General features: G+C 59.1%; 21 protein-coding genes. 3 read left to right on the top strand and 18 right to left on the bottom strand.

Annotated features, from left to right (window positions below):
- Nucleotides 1–468: UTRA domain-containing protein (locus C5748_RS16965; RefSeq protein WP_146119551.1), on the top strand; the 468-nt coding region annotated here is incomplete at its 5' end.
- 238 nt (nucleotides 469–706) lie between these two features.
- On the opposite strand, the gene C5748_RS16960 is transcribed toward C5748_RS16965, so the two are convergent.
- The 11 genes from C5748_RS16960 to C5748_RS16910 all read right to left on the bottom strand — a co-directional run bounded on the left by C5748_RS16960 (nucleotide 707) and on the right by C5748_RS16910 (nucleotide 11,216).
- Nucleotides 707–1,660, bottom strand: a complete 954-nt coding sequence (locus C5748_RS16960) for an SMP-30/gluconolactonase/LRE family protein (RefSeq protein WP_105743106.1) — start codon at nucleotides 1,658–1,660, stop codon at nucleotides 707–709.
- Nucleotides 1,661–1,664: 4 nt separating this feature from the next.
- On the bottom strand, nucleotides 1,665–2,957 hold the full coding sequence (locus C5748_RS16955; RefSeq protein ID WP_105743105.1) for a TRAP transporter large permease: 1,293 nt from the start codon (nucleotides 2,955–2,957) through the stop codon (nucleotides 1,665–1,667).
- Complete coding sequence (locus C5748_RS16950; protein WP_105743104.1) at nucleotides 2,957–3,475, bottom strand: TRAP transporter small permease; 519 nt, start codon at nucleotides 3,473–3,475, stop codon at nucleotides 2,957–2,959. The genes C5748_RS16955 and C5748_RS16950 overlap by 1 nt, the downstream gene beginning before the upstream one ends.
- Nucleotide 3,476: 1 nt before the next feature.
- Nucleotides 3,477–4,451, bottom strand: a complete 975-nt coding sequence (dctP, locus tag C5748_RS16945) for a TRAP transporter substrate-binding protein DctP (protein WP_105743103.1) — start codon at nucleotides 4,449–4,451, stop codon at nucleotides 3,477–3,479.
- Between the two features lie 58 nt (nucleotides 4,452–4,509).
- Complete coding sequence (locus C5748_RS16940) at nucleotides 4,510–5,454, bottom strand: tripartite tricarboxylate transporter substrate binding protein (RefSeq protein WP_105743102.1); 945 nt, start codon at nucleotides 5,452–5,454, stop codon at nucleotides 4,510–4,512.
- Entirely contained in the window at nucleotides 5,451–6,491 is a 1,041-nt protein-coding gene (locus C5748_RS16935) for an amidohydrolase family protein (RefSeq protein ID WP_105743101.1), read from the bottom strand. Before C5748_RS16935 ends, C5748_RS16940 begins: the two co-directional genes overlap by 4 nt.
- A gap of 5 nt (nucleotides 6,492–6,496) precedes the next feature.
- On the bottom strand, nucleotides 6,497–8,005 hold the full coding sequence (locus tag C5748_RS16930) for a tripartite tricarboxylate transporter permease (protein ID WP_105743100.1): 1,509 nt from the start codon (nucleotides 8,003–8,005) through the stop codon (nucleotides 6,497–6,499).
- Between the two features lie 6 nt (nucleotides 8,006–8,011).
- Nucleotides 8,012–8,473: a tripartite tricarboxylate transporter TctB family protein gene (locus C5748_RS16925; RefSeq protein ID WP_105743099.1), complete on the bottom strand. Its 462-nt coding sequence runs from the start codon at nucleotides 8,471–8,473 to the stop codon at nucleotides 8,012–8,014.
- Nucleotides 8,474–8,536: 63 nt separating this feature from the next.
- Nucleotides 8,537–9,496 (bottom strand): Bug family tripartite tricarboxylate transporter substrate binding protein, encoded by a 960-nt coding sequence (locus C5748_RS16920; RefSeq protein WP_105743098.1) that lies wholly within the window; start codon nucleotides 9,494–9,496, stop codon nucleotides 8,537–8,539.
- Nucleotides 9,497–9,522: 26 nt separating this feature from the next.
- Nucleotides 9,523–10,203 carry an RraA family protein gene (locus C5748_RS16915; RefSeq protein WP_105743097.1) on the bottom strand — a complete coding sequence of 227 codons (681 nt, stop codon included), beginning with the start codon at nucleotides 10,201–10,203 and terminating at the stop codon, nucleotides 9,523–9,525.
- A gap of 2 nt (nucleotides 10,204–10,205) precedes the next feature.
- A complete protein-coding gene (locus C5748_RS16910) occupies nucleotides 10,206–11,216 on the bottom strand; it encodes a hydroxyacid dehydrogenase (protein ID WP_105743096.1) in 1,011 nt (336 codons plus the stop codon).
- Between the two features lie 184 nt (nucleotides 11,217–11,400).
- Between C5748_RS16910 and C5748_RS16905 the strand changes: the two genes are divergently transcribed.
- Nucleotides 11,401–12,297: a LysR family transcriptional regulator gene (locus C5748_RS16905; RefSeq protein WP_105743095.1), complete on the top strand. Its 897-nt coding sequence runs from the start codon at nucleotides 11,401–11,403 to the stop codon at nucleotides 12,295–12,297.
- A gap of 7 nt (nucleotides 12,298–12,304) precedes the next feature.
- Complete coding sequence (locus tag C5748_RS16900) at nucleotides 12,305–12,526, top strand: hypothetical protein (protein ID WP_199194821.1); 222 nt, start codon at nucleotides 12,305–12,307, stop codon at nucleotides 12,524–12,526.
- A 150-nt stretch (nucleotides 12,527–12,676) separates the two neighbouring features.
- On the opposite strand, the gene C5748_RS16895 is transcribed toward C5748_RS16900, so the two are convergent.
- The 7 genes from C5748_RS16895 to C5748_RS16865 all read right to left on the bottom strand — a co-directional run bounded on the left by C5748_RS16895 (nucleotide 12,677) and on the right by C5748_RS16865 (nucleotide 18,584).
- On the bottom strand, nucleotides 12,677–13,117 hold the full coding sequence (locus C5748_RS16895; protein WP_146119550.1) for a hypothetical protein: 441 nt from the start codon (nucleotides 13,115–13,117) through the stop codon (nucleotides 12,677–12,679).
- A gap of 278 nt (nucleotides 13,118–13,395) precedes the next feature.
- Nucleotides 13,396–14,106, bottom strand: coding sequence for a hypothetical protein (locus C5748_RS16890; protein WP_105743093.1), 711 nt, complete (start codon nucleotides 14,104–14,106; stop codon nucleotides 13,396–13,398).
- A complete protein-coding gene (locus tag C5748_RS16885) occupies nucleotides 14,103–14,672 on the bottom strand; it encodes a hypothetical protein (protein WP_105743123.1) in 570 nt (189 codons plus the stop codon). The genes C5748_RS16890 and C5748_RS16885 overlap by 4 nt, the downstream gene beginning before the upstream one ends.
- 234 nt (nucleotides 14,673–14,906) lie before the next feature.
- On the bottom strand, nucleotides 14,907–16,013 hold the full coding sequence (locus C5748_RS16880; RefSeq protein WP_105743092.1) for an ATP-binding protein: 1,107 nt from the start codon (nucleotides 16,011–16,013) through the stop codon (nucleotides 14,907–14,909).
- Between the two features lie 165 nt (nucleotides 16,014–16,178).
- Nucleotides 16,179–16,730 (bottom strand): hypothetical protein, encoded by a 552-nt coding sequence (locus C5748_RS16875; RefSeq protein WP_105743091.1) that lies wholly within the window; start codon nucleotides 16,728–16,730, stop codon nucleotides 16,179–16,181.
- A gap of 166 nt (nucleotides 16,731–16,896) precedes the next feature.
- Nucleotides 16,897–17,628, bottom strand: coding sequence for an SMC-Scp complex subunit ScpB (gene scpB / locus C5748_RS16870; protein ID WP_105743090.1), 732 nt, complete (start codon nucleotides 17,626–17,628; stop codon nucleotides 16,897–16,899).
- Between the two features lie 2 nt (nucleotides 17,629–17,630).
- On the bottom strand, nucleotides 17,631–18,584 hold the full coding sequence (locus C5748_RS16865) for a DUF1403 family protein (RefSeq protein WP_105743089.1): 954 nt from the start codon (nucleotides 18,582–18,584) through the stop codon (nucleotides 17,631–17,633).
- Nucleotides 18,585–18,862: the final 278 nt, after the last annotated feature.

The following is an 18,862-nucleotide window of genomic DNA, read 5'->3' as shown; positions in this document are numbered from 1 at the left end:
CATTGTGATCTCCTTGAGGGCCTCGCGGTTCCCCAAGGAGATCATCTGATATCAGGACCCTACTCCCGAAGCCGTATAACGGCCGTTATTCGCTCCGGCAGAGCCGGAGGCTTAGCGGATAGAGTTATCGAGATCGAGCGTGCGCGCAGTCTTTCCGGGCGCAATGTGATCCATGAGATCCTGGTGGTGTCATCGGCGCTCTTTCCGGGCCTGGTGGAGCGGCTGCCCCTTGCGAGCGCGATCTATATTTTGTACCAGCGGGCCTATTCCATAATCATCGTGCGGGCCGACGAGCGACTGAAGGTTGCCACTGCAACGGCGAGCACAGCAGAGGCGCTGGGCATCAAGCAGGGCACGTCCGTCTTGGAAGTCAGACGTCAAGCCGTCGACTTGCTGGATCTCGTGGTGGAGTTGCGGCTCAGCCGGAGCCTCACCGATAACCACGAATATTTCGTCACGCTGTCATGAGCCGGAGCACCGGCCGGGATCAAAGCCCGACTATTCTGTTTCGTCCGGCAATTGGGTTGCAAACAAATGTGTCTCGGTTCGTACCCTTAAGTGTGCAATCGCCGAGGCGGCAGCAACCGATTTATGACAGGCGTCTCGATAGAATTCGAATCACCTTTTCTGACCGATCGAATTTTCACGACGTTGGTCGATAAGCAAATTCGCGCGGATAACAGCGCGTTTCAGGATACTGAAGCTTTCAAACGCCCATCCCAGAGTACAACGGTGCGCCGGATATTGCGAGTTCTGTTGGAAAATCCACTTTCAGGATGCTGCCACTGTCTGACTCCGTGATGAAGAGCGTGCGGCCGCCAGGGCCTCCGAAGGCACAATTGGTGGTGCCAAGGCCGCGTGGCGACCGGACAACGGCAACCGGGCGTCCTAGAGCATCATGAACCCAGACCAAGCCCATGCCGGTCTGGCAGACGACGACGCCGTTCTGTGCCGTCAATGCCAATCCATCCGGTCCGGCCCGCCCGCCGGAGAACTGGAGGAAAAGGCCTGCTTTGTTGACCCGACCGCTGGCGGAGAGCGGCAGGCGCCAGACGGCGTTCGCACGCGTCGCGGCGAGATAGAGCACGTGTTCGTTGATATCGAGCACGAGCCCGTTCGGGCTCGGAACATTGTCGATCAGGCAGGATAGCGCACCGCTTTCAGGATCCCACCGATAGACCCGGCCAGTTGGATCCTGCAGGCCGGTCTGTCCCTGATCGGTGAAGTATAGAGCCCCGTCCCTGCCGAAATGCAGGTCGTTGCACCCCTTGAAGCCTTCGGTGTCGCAGTCCCGGAGCACATGGGAAACCACCCCACTCTGCGGGTCGAGCTGCATAATCCCGTTCTGGAAGTCGGCAATGAAGATACGTCCGTCGCGATGGATCTTCAGCCCGTTCGGCTGTCCATCATACTCGGCAACCTGGCGCACATTGCCCTGCGGATCACTGCACAGTATGCGACCGAACGGAATATCCACGAACCACAGGTTTCCAGCGAGATCGAAAGACGGACCTTCGAGGAAACTGTCGACCGCCTGTCCCCGGCGATTGCGCTCCGCCCAATAGGACGAGACGCCGGGACGCCTCAAGTCGGACGGCAGCTCTGTGAAGACTTCTGCGTCGAGTACCGCTGGTTCGGGGAAGGGATAGGTAGGAGTCATCGGTTTATCCAACTGTAAGCGAAGGCAGGAAAAGCGCTATTTGCGGGAAGGCGATCATCAACAGGATGAATAGAAGGATGATGGCAAAAAAGGGCGCCGTTCCCATGATCACGTCTTCGACCTTCACCTCCTTGGAGGAACTGGCGACCACGAACAGGATGACGCCGAGCGGCGGGGTAAGCTGGCCGAGCTCGACCAGGATCACAACGAAGACGCCAAACCAGACCGGATCAACACCGAGCGCGAGCAGTGCCGGGAAAATCACCGGCACTATGATTGCGATCATGCCCAGGCCTTCCATGAAGCATCCGAGGATCGCGAAGGTAACCATGATGATCAACAGGAAGGTAAGGCGCGACACGTTTGCGTCGTTTAGCATCGCGACCAAGTCTTCCCCAACGCCGGAAAGCGCCGTTGCATAGGCGAAGATCATCGACGTGAACACGACGAACAGAATGTTTCCGCTCATCGTGGCAGTGCGGCGCAAGGCATCCGACAGCAGCCGCAGGCTCAGGCGCCGGTAGAGTGCCGCAATGGCAATTGCGCCGATGACTCCGATGGCACCCGCCTCGGTAGGGGTCGCAAAACCCCCGTAGATGCTGCCGAGCACGATCGCGATCAGAAGCAGGAAGGGCAAGATGTCCAGCAATGCGGCACCAAGCTCTGACCACGTGCTTCGCATTTCGCCCCTTGGCGCGAGTTTCGGGTTGAGAAGTACGCGAACCGCAATAAACGCCATGTAAAACAGGGCAAGCAGGATGCCGGGCACGAGGCCCGCCGCGAACAGTCGCGCGATCGAGGTCTCGGTGAAGGTGGCATAGATGATCATCGTGATCGACGGGGGGATCAGGATGCCGAGTGTGCCGCCCGCCGCAAGCGACCCGGCGACTAGACGCTTGTCGTAACCGCGCGCCGAAAGCTCCGGCAGAGCCACAGTGGACATCGCGGCGGCAGTCGGCGCGCTTCCCCCCGAGATCGCTGCGAATATGCCGCTGCCCGCGATATTGGTGTGCAGAAGCCCGCCCGGAAGACGGCGCACGAAGGGCGCGACGCCGTTGTAGAGCCTGGTGGAAAGACCCGAGCCGAGCAGAACCTCTGCCATCAGCACGAACAGCGGAATGGCAGCCAGCGTGAAACTGTTGGCCGAACCCCAGCTGACGATGCCGAGGGCCTTCCAGCCGGCGAAGCCCTTAATCAGCCAGATGTAGAACAGCCCGGCGCCGGCGACGGCGAACTGGACCCACATGCCGCCGAGTATGAGGCCGATCAAAAGCCCGAAAGCAAGTATCGCGTCCATCAGGATTCCCTCTTGAACCCGCCGAAGGTCAGCAGGAATTGTTCGGCCAGAAAGATGCCGATCAGGCCGAAACCGACAGGCATCAGCAGTTGCGGGATCCAGAGCGGCGTACGCAGGACCGTCGGCGCGAACTTGCCGCGGCCAAATGAGCTCATCATCAGATCGCTGGTTTTCCAGATCAGCACGGCGCAGATGAAAAGCGCGGCAAGAACGAAGAACCGCGTGACCCAGACCCGGCCGCGTTCCGGCAGGCTGTCATAGAGAAAGTGGACCTGGAACAGACTGCCGCTGCGCATGGCGATGGCGGCACCAAAGAAGGTCAGCATGACAACGCAGTAGCCCGTCACCTCCTCGACAAATCCCAAGGAATAGTTGAAAAGGCTGCGCGAAAGCGATTCGCCGGCAACAAGAAGCACGAGAACGATCAGGACCGCAGCAGTGGCGAGTTTCGCCACCGCTGCAATCACGTCGAAGAAAGGCCCTGCGGACGCCCGCCCCTGGGAACAGTCGTTGTTCATCTCACTTACCGATGGCTGTGCGAATGGCCTTCAGGGCTTCCTCGTATTCGGGACCGTTCTCCTTTGCCCACGCCTCCCAATAAGGGCTGAGCTTTTGGCGGGCGGTTGCGAGATCGCCGTCCGCAAGGCCCACGATCATCATGCCGGCACTAGCTTGCGAGGCCTTCTGCGCGGCTTCGTCATCGATGAACTCTTTCGTCGTGGCCGGACCTTCCTCGACAACGATCTTGCGCAGAAGGTCCTGGTCTTTCTCGCTTAGAGCCTCGAAGGTATCGGTGTTGGCAATGATCATCGAGTTGCCGTAGTTGACTGGAAAGCGATAGTTGTAGGGTAGGAATTCGTGCCAGTTCTTGGCGCCGCCGGCGCTGGCCGTCAGCACGCCCTCGATGACGCCGCGCTCTAGCGCAGTGGGCACCTCAGTGCCGGCAAGCGTGATCGGCGCGCCGCCGAATGCCTCCACGAACTTGCCCTGTTCGGGGGAGGTCACACGGATCTTATGGCCTTTAAGATCGGCAAGGCTATTGATCTCGAAGGTTGCGAATATGGTTTGTTCTGGATAGCGATATTCACCGAGCGGGGTGACGCCCTGTCTGGCGAACGCCTTAACCAGAATCGGCTCCATCGCGTCCGTCGCCTTAGCCCATTCGTCGTCATTCTCGATGAGCAGCGGCAGGTTAAGGACGCGGGCGATTGGCACGCTCCCGGAAAAGAAGAAGTCAGCGGCAAAGTCAACGATGCCGTCGCCCACCGCCTGGGTGATGTCGGACGAGGCAATCTGCAGAGTCTTACCGAGATGCAGCTGCATGGTCAGCTCGCCATCGGTCTCTTTGCCGACCCGCTCGACGATACGGTTCATACCTTTGACCGCAGCGGTGGTGGATACTGCGGAATAGGTATAGGCGGTCCAGTCCGTCGCCTGGGCTATCGTGGTGGATGCCGCCAAAGCGACCATTGCGCCTAGTGTTGAGAGCTTCATGAGTATGTCCTCCATTAAATAATCTACAATTCAGTGACCTGCGTCGAAGCACATACCCTCATTTCCATGGACTTTTGTCCCATATGGCCTGGGCGACGCCGTCCTGTTTTCGAGCCAAGTCAGCGAAAGCATCTCCCGCGATGAAGGCCATAGGGTTACCTTGATCAGCCATGGCCTTTTGAAAGTCAGGGTTTTTGTTCACGACGTTCAGCACATCGCGAAGTTTGCCGGTAAGGTCTGCATCCATTCCGGCTGGGCCTACGATGCCCCGCAGAGACGACATCTCAACGTCGTATCCAAGTTCCTTTGCTGTCGGCACATCGGGGCGGAAGGGAGAGCGCTCGTCAGATAGAACTGCGAGCACACGGATCTCGTCCTTGAAGCTCGTGGTCTGACTGAGTGCCATCGTGCCGGCGGCGACATGCCCGCCCAGCAATGCGGTGCGCGCCATGGCAGCGCCCTTGAAGGGAACCAGCGTAAAATCGGCTTTCGACGCGTCCGCCAGCATATTGGCCGCGAAGTGATCGTTGCCGCCAAGCGAGGAAAGCCCGAAGGTGACTGCACCAGGATTTTTCTTCGCTAAAGCCAGAAGCTCTTCTAGAGTCTTGAATTCCGACGAGGCGCTGACAACAACGGTGTTCGAGTCTTCCACGAAATTCGCCAGATAGGTAAAGCTGTTGACGTCGTAGTCTGCCGAGCGATCCTTGGTCAGCGCCAGTGCAGCCGGCAGGTTGAACGTGCCGAGCGTGTAGCCGTCTGGTGCCGCCTTCGCGACCTCCGTGAAACCGATCTGGCCGCCGGCGCCGGGAATGTTTTTCACAATGACCGAAGCTCCGTCACCCAGCTCCTTTTCAAGAAACTGCGCAACGGTGCGCGCTATAACGTCGGTGCCACCGCCTGCGGAATAACCGACGACGATCTTGATCGGCTTGTCGGGAAATTCGGCGAAGGCGGGCGCGGCCGCAAAGCCGGTTATTGTGAGTGCTGCGAGTATTTCTTTCATGACATCGTCCTCCCTCTGTCATTGGTAAAAATCCGCTCATCGAGCCCGTAGGAGCGCGCCGCTGTCCGCCAGAAAAGGTCGTCGCGCTCCTCGGGTGAAAGATCGCTTGCAAGTCGTTTGAACGCATTCCAGAGCGTGCCGTAGCTAAACTGCCCCTTATCGACCGGGAAATTGCTCTCAAACATGGTGCGCTGCGGCCCAAAGCTTTCCAGGCAATGGGCGAAATAAGGGGACCAGTCGAATGCAAGCTGTTCGGATTGTGGCGGGATCGGCGCGTCAGCATAGCGATAGCCGAGAACCGTCAACCCAAAGCCACCGATCTTGATGCGGGTATTCGACAATTCCGCCAACTGGACGATGGATTTGCACCACTCCCCGAAAACCTCCGGATCTGCTGGCCGATAAGGTCCAACGCCCAATGGACCGCCGCAATGATCAATCACCACGGTAAGGTCAGGCACCGCGGCGGCCAGGGCAAGCACCTCGCCAAGCTGCGTATGATAGGCCCATACATCCAGGTTGAGGCCATAGGCTGCGAGCGCCTTTGCCCCGGCCAGAAATGTCTCGCTGCGCAAAAGACCATCGGGCGGCGGGTTCGGATTGGAGCGCACTGCCGGGTGCGCATGGTAGGCGGTCGTGTTGCGGATGCCGCGAACCTTGCCGTCACCTGTCTGAATTAATGGATCCAGAACTCTGCGAACGCCACTTCCCAACTGCAGGTCAGCGAAAGCAATAATGGCGGCGGGATAATTTGGCTGGTTTCGACACCATGCCAAGATCGTTTCCACCTCGCCAACAGGCTGCAATGCAGGCTCTACATCCGTCTTATAGCCCGTGCGGCACTGCACGTAGATGCTCGCACGCACATCGTGCCCGCACGATACATCCTTCTGAAGTTCAGCGGCTGCATAGCGCCCCTGAGGTCTTACCCACAGATGATGATGCGCATCGAGAATAGGCTGCTCAGGCGCAATGATCTCCTCGCGCGCCTTCGCCAGCCAGTCGTCTCGCACCACATAATGCGGGTTCGCTTGCATGGTGCTCAAACCTCCCCACCAGCTTCTCGTTTCTTGTCAAAATGCCGCTTGATCATGGGGCCTACCACGACGGCCACGGTCAGTGCGACAAGGACGAGGCTCGTCACATTAGCGAACAGGATCGTCCAGTCGCCGCGACCGATCCGCAGGGCAAGCCGCAGGTTTTCCTCGGCAAATCCGCCAAGGATTAGACCCAGCACAACCGGCGGAAGCGGGAAGTTCAACTTGTCCATGACATAGCCGATCGCCCCGAAGCCGAGCATGAGATAGACATCGAACATGCGGCTGTGGATCGAGTAGACGCCGATCAGCATCAAAACGATGATGACGGATCCGAGCAGCGGCCGCGGCAGGTTCAGAAGCCGGGCGAAGCTGTTGGTGGCGAGTGAACCTCCGACGAGGACCAGCAGGATGGCACCAAACAGAAACTGCCACATGAACCCGAAGACGATGTCTGGATTGTCGCGAAACAGCATCGGGCCGGGCTGGAGGCCATGAATCAGCAGGCCACCCAGCATGACTGCGGCAACGGCAGTGCCGGGGATGCCAAGCGTAAGTGCCGGAATAAGCGCGGAGGCCGTATCGGCATTGTTGGCCGTTTCGGCGGCGGCCACACCCTCGGGCTCGCCCTTGCCCCAAGTGTCAGGAGTTTTGCTGGCCCGGCGCGCCTCGTTGTATGAGATGAAGGCCGCCATGGAACCGCCGGCACCAGGCAGGATGCCGATCCAGATGCCGATGATGGACGAGCGAATCCAAGTTTTCCAGAAGCGTGTCATCCGCGGAAGCGCGCGCCAAAGGGGCTCCGTACCCAATTTGCTGCTGCTGACCCCGTCGGTCTTGAGGGGCACTTCCAGCAGATCAATCACCGGCGGAAGCGCATAGAGTCCGACGAGCAAAATAACGATGTTGATACCATCCAGCAATTCGAGCTGGCCGAATGTGAACCGATCCGTGCCGAAGATCGGATCGGAGCCGATCACCGAGACAAAGACCCCGAAGCATGCGCTGATCAGACCCTTGATGGCGCTTCCGCCGAGCAGGAAGATGATACTGGCAAGGCCGAAGACCGCGACCCAGAACACTTCGGAAGGCCCGAACAGCAATGTGACCTTCGATAGGGGTGGCGCCAGGAGCATGAGGGCAAAGGCGCTCGCGACCCCGCCGATCGAGGAGGACACGACCGCAACCTGCAGGGCGAAGCCACCCTCGCCCTTCTGAGCCATCGGATAGCCGTCGAAAGTGGTGGCGACGGCTGCGGGCGTGCCGGGAATGCGCAGCAGGACGGCAGGGATCGCACCGCCATACATGGCGCCATTATAGATGCCAGCCATCAGACCGAGCGCAACGAGCGGCTCTAGGCCGAACGTGAAGGGGACAAGGACGGAGATCGCCATGGTGGCGCTCAGCCCAGGCATGGCGCCGACCACGATACCGGCGATGACGCCGATGATGACGGCCGCGAAATTGGTGAAGCTCAGGACTTCGGGAAGTGCGTGCAGCAGATCGAGATACATGGCCGATTACCTTCCCCACACAATGCCAGCGGGAAACTGCTGCGCCATCGCGAAATCGAAGATCAGGTAGATGGCACCAACGACGATGGCGGTCGCAGCCAAAAGCCCCGGCACACTGCGGTAACCGAAAGCGTAGGCCACCAGCGGGATCGTGATGGTCGTCGCGAGATAGAAGCCAATCAGGTCGGTTGCGACCACATAGCCGATGATCAGCAGGAAGGCGCTTGCTACACGCGACGGGACTTTCATCATCGGCCGCGCATTCTCCCCTAGCGCGGCTTTACGTTGGTCCTTGAAGAGAAGGGCAAGCGACAGCACGATCAGGCCGATCAGCATGGCAACCGGAAGAAGGGCGGAAATCGGCTTGAGTTCAAGTGCCGGGACCAGGAATGCGCCAGCGACAATGAGAATGCCGATTGCAGTCACGGTCTCCGGTCGGGTCAGGCGAGAGGGACGGGTTTCGGACATGATCCGGCTCCATTCTATGATGCAGGAACGGCACGCGGCCAAAGACCGCGCGCCTGACACGGATCAGTTCCAGGGAGTGGCTTCCCACACGCCCGTCGCCAGATCATGGATGTCTTTCGTCATCGACTTGAAGTCATCCCCGGTGACTACTTCCACCGGATTGGCGGTGTCTTTCATGGCCTTCAGGAACTCGGGATCGTCCTTAAGCTTGGAAAAGGCAGCCATCAGATTGTTACGCGCCTCATCGGGCAGTCCGGCCGGAGCGATGAAACCACGCATCGCGCCATTCACCAGGTCGAGCCCCTGCTCCTTGAAAGTGGGCAAGTCCGGAGCGAACTGGGAACGTTTGTCGAGAGCAACACCCAGCACGTTGAGCTGGTCCTGAAATTCGGCCACTTCGGAAATGTTCAGGATGCCCATGGCGACGTGGCCGCCAAGCAACGCGGTGCGAGCCGGCGCCGATCCCTTGAATGGAACGATGGTGAATTCGCTATTGATCAGGTTCTGCAGCTTGATCAGGGCGAAATGGTCGTCGCCGCCAAGGCTGGACATTCCCACGGTGATCGCCCCGGGATTGGCCTTGGCCTCCTCGATCAGCTTGTCGAGCGTATCGAAACCGCTCGCTTTCGAGGTGACGATGACGTTTGGATCGTTCACCACATTGGCAAGATAGGTGAAGCTGTCGACATCATATTCTGCTTTGCGATCTATCGTGCGCGCCATCATGCCGGGCAGATTGAACGTGCCGAGAGTGTAGCCATCCGGCGTGGCATGGGCGGTTTGGGTCACGCCGATCTGCCCGCTAGCGCCGGGCACGTTCTTAATGACGACGCTTGCGCCATTGCCGAGATATTTCTCGATGAAGGGGGCGACCGTGCGTGCCATGACATCCGTGCCTCCACCGGCGCCAAAGCCCACGATCATCTCGATCGGTTTGTTCGGATAGTCCGCGGCGATGGCCGTTCCTGCCGTCAGCAGGGCGGCGGTGGCAATTGCTGTCGTCATCTTGATCAGTTTCAACATGGTAGTCTCCTCCTCCACATGTCTTCTCAGGTTTCGGGAAAGGCGCAGCCCAGTTTCTTCAGGGCGGCATCTACCCAGCTTCGGTCATTCGTTCCGTCGGCGATCGCCTGCATCTGCTTCGTTTCGGCATCCTGCTTGGCCTGGGTCTTGGCGAGGATCTCTTCGGCATCGGCGAGCGGAACGCATAGGACACCGTCGGAATCGCCGAGCATGATGTCGCCCGGGTCGATCACCATGCCGCCGATGCTGATCGGGACATTGATTTCACCGGGACCGTCCTTGTAGGGGCCGCGATGGGTTACGCCGGCCGCAAAGGTCGGCAGATTGGTCGCGACGAAGGCGTCAACGTCGCGAATGGCCGCGTTCAGGACAAAGCCTGCGACACCCTTCTTGACCGCATAGGCGAGCATCAGTTCCCCCATCAGGGCGTTGCTCAGATCGCCACCGGCGTCCACGACAATCACATCGCCGGGCACCGCCATGTCGATGGCCTTGTGCAGCATGAGATTGTCGCCGGGGCGTGACTTGATCGTCACGGCGACACCGGCCATTCCGCCTGAGACATGCATGGGGCGAAGTGTCGGACCTGCAGCCGTCATGCGGGACATGGCGTCCGAGACGTTGGCGACGGGTAGTTTGGCAAAGGAGTCGACCAGGTCCCTGGACGCCACCTTGGCGCGATTGTGGATGCGGAAGCCAATGGCCATTTCTAAACCTCTATCTTGGCAAGTGTCTGTTTCGCCGCTTCAAGCAGCTTGCGGTTGGCAATGCGCTCGGGCTGGACGGGCTCACCGGCCAAGACCTGAAAAATGCCGCGTACCGCGTCGACCCCCACGCGGGCCCCTGCTTCGCGGGTGACGCCGCCGATATGTGGGGTGAGCACAATCCTCGGCTCCGCGAAGAAGGGGTGGTCCGCCTTGGGAGGTTCAACGGCAAAGGTGTCGAGGCCGGCGCCGGCCAGATGGCCGCTTCGCACCGCTTCGAGCAGCGCCGCCTCGTCGATCAGTCCGCCGCGCGCAGTGTTGATGACGTAGGAACCCTGCGGCATGCGGGCGATGGCAACAGCATCGAGGATGTTGCGGGTCTGGTCGTTGAGGGGGCAGTGGAGGCTGAGGACATTGGAGCGGGAAAGCAGTTCGTCAAAGCTCCCGCACCGCTCGACCTGGAGTTCCTCGAACACGCTTTCCCCGGCATACGGATCATACCCGATGACGGTCATGCCGAGCCCCTTGGCGATGCGCCCGGTCGCCTGGGCAATGGCGCCCATGGCGAACAGGCCGAGCGTGGATCCGGCAATCTCGCGACCGGCAAAGCCCGGTTTTTCCCAGCGGCCGGCGCGCAGGCCGGCATCGAGCGGGAGGATGCGCTTGACGATGGCAAGAAGCAGCGCAATCGCGTGTTCAGCCACCGATACCGCGTTGGCGCCTGTTGCCACAAGTACTGGTATGCCACGGCGCGCGGCCGCGTCCAGATCGATATTGTCGACCCCAACGCCGTGCTTGGAAATGACGCGCAGTTGCGGCGCGCCGGCAATGACGCTCTCATCGATGCGACCCATGCGCGATACGATCCCGACTGCACCGGTTGTCTGCAGATACTGCGAAATGACGGCACTGTCCGCATAGGGCGGAGTGTGCACGGCTTCATAGCCATGCTCGACCAGAAGCTTCGTCGCGTTCGGATCGAGGTCCGGTCCGGTCACGAGAATTGTCTTGTTCATCGCATGCTTCTCCAAACAAGCGCCCTCAAAGGCGAGTGTCGATCTGTTCAATTGCTGGATATGGATCGGCGGCCGGCTCCCGACGGCGCACCTCAATCCTCCCGTTAACAAGGGGTAATGGATAGAATTGCTTCACAAAAGCGAATATTTCTGGTTATTAGATGTAGCAAAACTGGATATATCGATGGATACGCGCCAACTGAAAACCATCGTGGCGATTGTCACGCACGGCACTTTCGCCAAGGCCGGAGACGTCGTGGGGCTCACCCCCTCGGCAGTGAGCCAACAGGTTCATGCCCTCGAAACGGAACTTGGCGCGACGCTTTTCGATCGAACGTCCAGACCACCAAAGCTGACGCCGCAAGGCATGCAAGTGCTTGAAATGGCCAAGAATATCCTGCGCGAAGAAGAAGATGCGAAGGCCAGCCTGAGGGGAGAAAGGATTGCCGGAACGCTGATAATCGGCTCTGTGCGCTCAAGTGCGCTCAACCTCTTGCCCCGCGCCATTGTGCAGATGCGTGCGCAGTATCCGCAGCTCAAGACGAGCTTGCGCATCTCGCTGTCCTCGACCTTAATTGCGGATGTGGCTGGCGGGCGGCTGGATGCCGCGATCGTGGCCGAACACATGGGTATTCCTGCCGCCTTGCGTTGGAGTCCGTTCCTGCGGGAACCTCTGTGGCTGATCGCTCCGAAAGGAACCCGGCAAACCAATCCCCTCAGGCTACTGAACGAGACGCCCTATGTCCGCTTTCGCAGCGCCGTTCCGCTGGCGAACCTCATCGACACCGAGATTTCCCGTCTCGGGATCGTGACCCAGGACATTGCCGAGATCGATACCATCGGCTCGATCGTGACCTGCGTCCGCCAAGGGCTGGGCGTTTCGATCGTACCTCATGTTGCCCTTCAGGAACCGGAAGACCGCGACCTCGTCAGGCTGCCTTTCGGCGAACCTCAACTGACCCGGCAGATCGGAATCATCGAACGGACGGTTTCCCCGCGTGCAGAGATTATCGCGCGCATGCATCAGACGCTTGCATTGCTTTGTGGAGAGCATGGGCTAAAGCGCGTCGAAAATACATAGGCATGCTGTGGCCCTTCGCACTGAGACCGAGCAAAAAGATAATCGCCAAACGGCAGAAGGAATTGTGTGGGGCGGATGCGAGCACCGGGCGTTCAGTGCTATTCATCGGCACCTGAAGAAGGATATCGGGCTTTCCCGCGATCGCTTCGTGCTCTACTCGCACTGGCATATGCACCTCAGCGAAGAAGATATTATCACCACAGGAGCAGAGGCATATCTGCCGCAGTGAAAGCCCCAGCTGCTCTTTTTGGTCTTGAAGGGATCTGAACTGTCACCCCCCTAATAATTCGGCTAAGGCGTTGATTTGTCTGTTAGGCTAACTAGGCGGCGGAGACTGATGTCTGGGGCGAATGCTGAGAGCGCTGACCAATCGGCTGGGTCAAACACTACGTTGCAGATAGATGTCTCCCATGACATCCACTCGCTCCATCGCGGTATTCGCAAGGTCGCTTGATGCAAGCTCCAGGACGCTTCGATCATCATGCTCACCGATAAAAGGCGGGACCCTTCCCGAAAGAAAAGCTAGTTGACCTTCGGGAGGCAACTCGGCCCAAAAACCGTCGGTAGCGATAAGAAGTCGAGCGGGTTTGTTATCGAAGGTCCGGAAAGCAGGGGGCATGAACTCGTGGGACCGAAAGCTGCGCGTCAGCAAGTGCCGCGAGCGCTCCTTCGCCAGCTGTTCGATAGGGATGTCCGCGAGAGCGTTGGCGAGCGTGTCCGGCGCAGTCAGCCAGTTGATCGCTCCGCCATCGGCGAACGTGCCGAGGATGCAATCGCCCGCATAGCCGACGAGGCAAGGGTGCGTGCGGTTGCACGACAACAATCATGTAGCTTGCCGAGGAACGCGCAAATTTCCCGGCCAATGAACCGTGGATCTGCTGCAGTTGTCCGGATAGATTGCCCCCACCCACCGTCCCACTCGTGCTGGCAAACCAGTCGACGATATTCTGGACCAGGCATTGGGCGAGCTGGCCGCTATCCTTGCCGGCCGTTGAACCGTCGGCCACGACAGCCAGAAGGGAGTCGCCAGCCAACCCTATGCCCGCGCAATCCCGGTTGTCCTTGGTCCTGTTGCCGCCCTGGCTTTGCCATCGAACGCTAATCCGCATTGTCGCCGTCGTGCTTGCCAATTGCGACAAAGCGTTTCTTGACGACGGCTGCGCGTCCCTGCTGTCGAAGGTTGCCGTCCAGGAAATCGTCGAAATCCGGGTGGCCGAGGAAATCTCGAAAACCCTGGCTGATAAACACGCGGACCTCTGCGGGTGCCGCGGCGATCTCTTCTACGAGCTCCGGTCGCCCATCCACGATCAGCAGGATGTCTTCGGCATCTCGGCTCATGAAGAGGTCGTTCTGGCCGCGCCCGGCAAAAGCCTCGAGCTTGGTTGCCACGAATATGGCGGGCGTGAGAATCCTGATTTCGAGGCCAGCATCCAATGTGCTGGTAACCGCGGTCTCGATGCCGGCCGCATACCAACGATTGCTGAAACCGAGGATCGTTTCGTCATCAAGCATGAAGTCTACCTTCAATGGCCCGAGCCGCATTCGGCAAATCACAGCTTCGTCGGCCGCCTCCATGAAGCCCCTCTGTCGCAGGTCGTCCTGGAGGGCGGCCCATTCCGCATGTCCGGCGAGATCGACAATGAGGTCTATATCGTCCGTCGCCCTGACGTCTTCGAGCGTAATCGGGTCGGTGATGAAGAGCGCCGTCGTGCAGCCGCCTACGAAAACCAACCGGTCGCGCAAATCGTCGCCGAGCGCGGTCGCTACCGCCTTGAGCATGTCCAGCAACTGTGCACGGATCGCCGTCATCTGTGCAAAAGCTTCAATGAGAGGTGTTTAGTGGCAAATCCGACTTCACGCTGGTTTCCGAGCCTTATCGCGTCCACCAATGCAAGATATTCGTAGAGATGCTCATCCTTTATAACGGCTTCCGGAACGCTCTTGAAAAGTGGATCGATGGCTTGGCCAATTTCCCTTCCTTCTGGATAAGGCCACACGTAATTATAGCTGCCGGCGCTAACCAGAAGGTCTTGCAGCATCGGAGCTGCAAATGCCGTCGGCAAACCACGCTGCATTGAGCCTGACGAAGCTGGAAAAACGAATTTCACCCCGTGCACGATGAAGTCGAAGAGATTTTTCCGGCGGGGTCGGGGCTCGTTGAGATCATTGTCCCTGCGTGCAATTCCGGAAGAGACGCTTCTGTTGATCGACAAACCGATCTCGGATTTGCTTATGCCGAGTAAGGCCTCTAGATTGCGAACGGAATAGGGGTCGCCTCCAATCGATTCAGCTCGTAATCGATCGCCACCCTTTTCCATTTCCTGGTCCTGCAAGCTGATAAGCTTCAGCAAGACGACGATATCTTGGCTTTTCATCCATGTGTCCATTGTCCAAGGACTAGGGACAGTGGCCTCGGTTCGGCTATTTGTCAAAGACAATTTGCACTCCGGGGCAAACAAATTTTACCGATGGTGGTCCAGACGCCATTGCCTCCCCTTTCGTTACTCAAGTGCCGACACCGGTCCGTCGCCCTCGTCATCGACCCGGTCAATCTCGTACGTCCAGATATCAGGAAGCCCATCGACGGACCCACTGTTCCGGAATAGAGATTAATAATAGAGCGCGCTCCTCACCTGCGTGACGAAATCACCAAGAACCTGGAGATCGGCTAGATTTTCAACGATCGAAGGTCGGCTGTCCCCTATCTCCGATGACATCCCCGGCCTTGACCATCCATCGATCTCGTCCAGCCCATCGATCGCAAACGTGATTGCGTAAGGCCCAACGACGTGCACCTCCTTCAAGAACTCCTCAAGGGAGCGAAGATACCGCCGTAGGTTTTCTTCGAATGACGAAATATCGGGACGCTCTCTCGAGAAATCGAATGGATGTTTCACCCATCCTAGAATGTGCCAGTCTGTCGCGACGAAGAGCCGCTCGCGCGTTGCTAACGCTTCGAACCCGCCTGCGCATCCTTTGAGGCGAGGGTACCAGCCACCATTGAACGCAGCGATCCCTCGCTGTGAAGATTTCGAGGCTTCATAGCAGGGTCTGAATCTATCATAGTGCTGTCGCGGCAATACCCCCAAGAGCAAACGTGCCCCTGAATCATCGTCCTCGCGGTGAGAAAGTCCTCCGAGAGGGCCAAGTGAAATCCGCCCAATGCTGTTCAGGTGGTCGGTTGAAAACAGATCACGTCGAAAGCCCTCAAAGAGGCGAGAAAGATCTGTTTCCATTTTCTCGACGTCCGCGAAATACTCCCGTATTTCCGGGACGGTCAGAACCCGGTTTCGGGGTCCGCCGCGGACGTAAAACGCGCCTGACATCGCGTTCTGAAACGGCTTTCGCCATTGTGGCTGTATCCGGACGTCGAGAACGAATCCACCAGGTACATCGATCGGCACGACATCGATTTTCGTGGGCAACGGAAGGATGTTTGACTGGATGACCTGTAGAAACTTGTTGCAGGTCTTCTCCCGATCACCACCCATCGGGACGTAACTCTCCCATACGCCATCGGACTCGTTCACTCCGATTATAAGATGGCCACCTGCGCCGTTCAGAAAAGCGACGACATCGTCGATGAACCGTTCCTTGGCCGATTTTCCGCCGCCTGGATGTTTTTTGTTGAGATCGACCTCGCGTTTGAAATCGTAGAACGTTCCCTCGGCTATTCGCCGACCTTCGATCCGTTCTCTCGTTGGCGTCTCGATCATCAAGTCTTCGCCTCTATGTTTGCGAACGATATTAGGCTCGTCGCTTGCGGTTGTAAAATATGGCACATTCAGTGTCTCTAGCTCCTGAGGGAGGCCATGGCCGTCGAACTGGAAATCTTTCAGTACCAGCCGTAATGGTTCAGGATTGCGAGTTCCGCCGTTCGATTATCGAACCTGTTTGACGGACTGCATCACGCTCTGGGCCGTGCTGAGACCTAGACCCATATCCAGGCACAGCTTGAAAAACTCTTCTGGCGCGGCAGACACATCGAGGCGATATCGGCGCGTCAGATCCCGGGCGGTCTTGCCGATCGGGACGATGTCGCTCGAGGAGACCCACTCGGGATTACCGACTTTCTTTTCAAACTCGTCGACAACCACCTCCGGAAGCTCTGTGCCGAACAAGAAATATCTGAGATGCTCAAGGAAATGTGGATGCGTATAGATGCCGGCGCCAGAACAGCCGTTGCGTTCGAAGAGACCCTTACGTGACCCTTTAATGCGGCCCGACCGATAGTCGGCATCGTTCCAGTAGCTGAGGCGCACATCTGGCACGGCGCGGCGTGCGCTAAGCGATTTGAACAGTGCGAGGATCGGCTCCTGGTTTGCCAGATATGCCGCACGCCCCTCATCATGGTTTTGATGATGGGAGCGCAGATCAATCTTCGACAGGAGGTCAGCTTCCTCCTCTGTAAGTTCGATATGATATTTTTGCATTGGTCCCCGCTAAGCTTCTCGATTCCCGAGAACCACGAGAATGACCGGAAGTACAAAATGACGAAAGATGCTCAGAATTAATAACCAGCTATTTGCACCAGTTTCGCTTTGGAAGAAGTGTAAGGGATCCGAACTTCATCAATCGCGTCAGGCTTCTCCGCACCTATTAGAGAACAGCAGATTCCACGTCGTCCTCGCTCGTGCCTTCGTCTTCATCAGAGCTGTTGTTGGTCACAACCGGCATTTCATCGGCAGATGCACTGTTTCTGTTGAGTAGGCCGGCATCCTCGAGCGCCTCGATGTTCAGGAGGTCCCGCAGCGTTTCCATTCCGAAGGCGGAGAGGAAAAGCTTGGTCGTCACGTAGGTGTAGGGCGCGCCCGGTGTTGGACTGCGTGGGCCAGCGGCGATGAAACCTGTGCCGCGGAGCTCGGCGACGGTGTCGCGGCTCACCTCCTTGCCGAAGATCTTCGATAAATCGCTCCTTGTCACCGGCTGGAAATATCCCACCGCCATCAGCACCATCGCCTCGAACTCGGAGAGCGCCGCCGCGGCCGAGCGGGTCGGCGCAGTGGATGCCAGAATGGTGTCGCCAAAACGCACCCGGGTGCGGTGCTGCCAGCCGCCGGCGACCGACACCAGCTCATACGGCCGATCGCGCAGTTCTTCCTGGAGGTCATCGATCAGCAGGTCGATGCTGCAGTCTTCTCCGACGACGCGGGCCAGGGTCTCGCGCCTCACCGGCTCGGCGGAGGCAAAAATCACTGCCTCGACGCGCAGCATCCATTCGCGCCAGCGCAGCTCCGGCGGTAGGTCCGCGAGTTCACAGTCATACAACACATCGTGTTGCCGATCCTTGTCCTGCCGACGTCTGGTTTTGGCTGCGCTCGGTCCGGCCATCGTCACAACCCAAAAATCCGGAACGAGGAGCGACCGGACAGCTCGCGCACCGCGCCAAAGCTCTCCAGCCGCTCGAACAGCCGGGTCGCGGCCCAGCGGGACAAATTGCTGTCGGGCGCTGACGCCGGCACGGCGTCTTCCTCGAGCAGTTTTTGGATGACGACGCCAGCACCCTTGGTGCGCACCTTCGGCGCCGCGACGAGAAGCGCGTCCGCGCGGCGGGCGATCTCATTCGCCGAGCGCAGGGCGCAGCCCGCCCCTTCAACCAAAGCGAGGCAGACGGCGCGCGGAAAGCCGGGCTCGCCGGGACGGAGGCGTCCCCTGCCGCCGAGGGTCCGTAACGCCGGACCATAGCGCTCGGCCATCAGCAGCGGCACGGGACGGTCCCATTTCAGCATCGCGGCGATCAGCATGTCGGCGAGCGCCCAGGCCAGCATCTCCGCATCCGGGCGATCAGCAACAATCGCCGTCACCAGCTCCGCCGCTGCAAAAGGCGCCGGGCGGCCGAACTGGAGCGCCGCGTCGGCGTGGTCGAGGACAGCGGCGAGGCCGTCGTCCCAGGCGAGGCCCAACGAATCGGTGAGTTCGCTGACGGTCTTCGGCGAAAAGCCGGGTTTTCGGCTGGCGATCCTTTTGTAGGCCCAAAACACCTTGCCGGCCGGTCCGGGGTCGTCGCCCGGCGCGGTGAGCAACACGGCGTCGCGCAGTGCTGCTTCGTCCTCGCTCCGCCCCATCAGCCGCACGGCCGTCGCGGCAGATTTCAGGGCCTGGCGGGCGCGCCAGCAGCCGGCCCAGACCGGTTCCGAGCGAACGAGATCGTCCAATGTTTTCAGGGCGATGCCGGCGGCGAAGGCGGCGTCTGCTTCCGTCACATCGCGCCCGCGCGACGATGCCCAGCCCGGCAATGTGGCGGGTACGACGGCGGTCGAAGCAGCGGCGACGGAGAGCGAATCCATGCCGCAAAGCCTATATTGTATGTGCAGTTTAGTCTACCGGAATTGGCCAAAACCGCACTGCCTGTCGTGTATCTAAAACGACCGATAATGTTGCCTTGTCGCTTCCTTTGACCAGCATACCACAATTGGCTTCGATTCTCGATGACGATATCGGAAATCACGTACAGAAAACGGGCCCTTCCTGCGGTTCGCGATCCGTGGCCGGCCCCATATGCTGGCTACGGGTTGAACTCTGGGCGTGGCTTCCCGGACCGAAAGCAGAAAGATAACTTGACCGG

Origin of the sequence: Phyllobacterium phragmitis, assembly GCF_002980495.1 — a bacterium.
Classification (GTDB): Bacteria; Pseudomonadota; Alphaproteobacteria; order Rhizobiales; family Rhizobiaceae; genus Paramesorhizobium; species Paramesorhizobium phragmitis.
This window is presented reverse-complemented; position numbering and strand designations above follow the sequence as displayed.

Coding starts and splice junctions, on each gene's coding strand:
- dctP (WP_105743103.1), bottom strand. CDS start 4,451: ATGAAGCTCTCAACACTAGGCGCAATGGTCGCTTTGGCGGCATCCACC.
- C5748_RS16880 (WP_105743092.1), bottom strand. CDS start 16,013: ATGATCGAGACGCCAACGAGAGAACGGATCGAAGGTCGGCGAATAGCC.
- C5748_RS16960 (WP_105743106.1), bottom strand. CDS start 1,660: ATGACTCCTACCTATCCCTTCCCCGAACCAGCGGTACTCGACGCAGAA.
- C5748_RS16905 (WP_105743095.1), top strand. CDS start 11,401: ATGGATACGCGCCAACTGAAAACCATCGTGGCGATTGTCACGCACGGC.
- C5748_RS16950 (WP_105743104.1), bottom strand. CDS start 3,475: ATGAACAACGACTGTTCCCAGGGGCGGGCGTCCGCAGGGCCTTTCTTC.
- C5748_RS16955 (WP_105743105.1), bottom strand. CDS start 2,957: ATGGACGCGATACTTGCTTTCGGGCTTTTGATCGGCCTCATACTCGGC.
- C5748_RS16910 (WP_105743096.1), bottom strand. CDS start 11,216: ATGAACAAGACAATTCTCGTGACCGGACCGGACCTCGATCCGAACGCG.
- C5748_RS16920 (WP_105743098.1), bottom strand. CDS start 9,496: ATGTTGAAACTGATCAAGATGACGACAGCAATTGCCACCGCCGCCCTG.
- C5748_RS16890 (WP_105743093.1), bottom strand. CDS start 14,106: ATGACGGCGATCCGTGCACAGTTGCTGGACATGCTCAAGGCGGTAGCG.
- scpB (WP_105743090.1), bottom strand. CDS start 17,628: ATGGCCGGACCGAGCGCAGCCAAAACCAGACGTCGGCAGGACAAGGAT.
- C5748_RS16925 (WP_105743099.1), bottom strand. CDS start 8,473: ATGTCCGAAACCCGTCCCTCTCGCCTGACCCGACCGGAGACCGTGACT.
- C5748_RS16940 (WP_105743102.1), bottom strand. CDS start 5,454: ATGAAAGAAATACTCGCAGCACTCACAATAACCGGCTTTGCGGCCGCG.
- C5748_RS16930 (WP_105743100.1), bottom strand. CDS start 8,005: ATGTATCTCGATCTGCTGCACGCACTTCCCGAAGTCCTGAGCTTCACC.
- C5748_RS16915 (WP_105743097.1), bottom strand. CDS start 10,203: ATGGCCATTGGCTTCCGCATCCACAATCGCGCCAAGGTGGCGTCCAGG.
- C5748_RS16875 (WP_105743091.1), bottom strand. CDS start 16,730: ATGCAAAAATATCATATCGAACTTACAGAGGAGGAAGCTGACCTCCTG.
- C5748_RS16865 (WP_105743089.1), bottom strand. CDS start 18,584: ATGGATTCGCTCTCCGTCGCCGCTGCTTCGACCGCCGTCGTACCCGCC.
- C5748_RS16935 (WP_105743101.1), bottom strand. CDS start 6,491: ATGCAAGCGAACCCGCATTATGTGGTGCGAGACGACTGGCTGGCGAAG.
- C5748_RS16885 (WP_105743123.1), bottom strand. CDS start 14,672: ATGAAAAGCCAAGATATCGTCGTCTTGCTGAAGCTTATCAGCTTGCAG.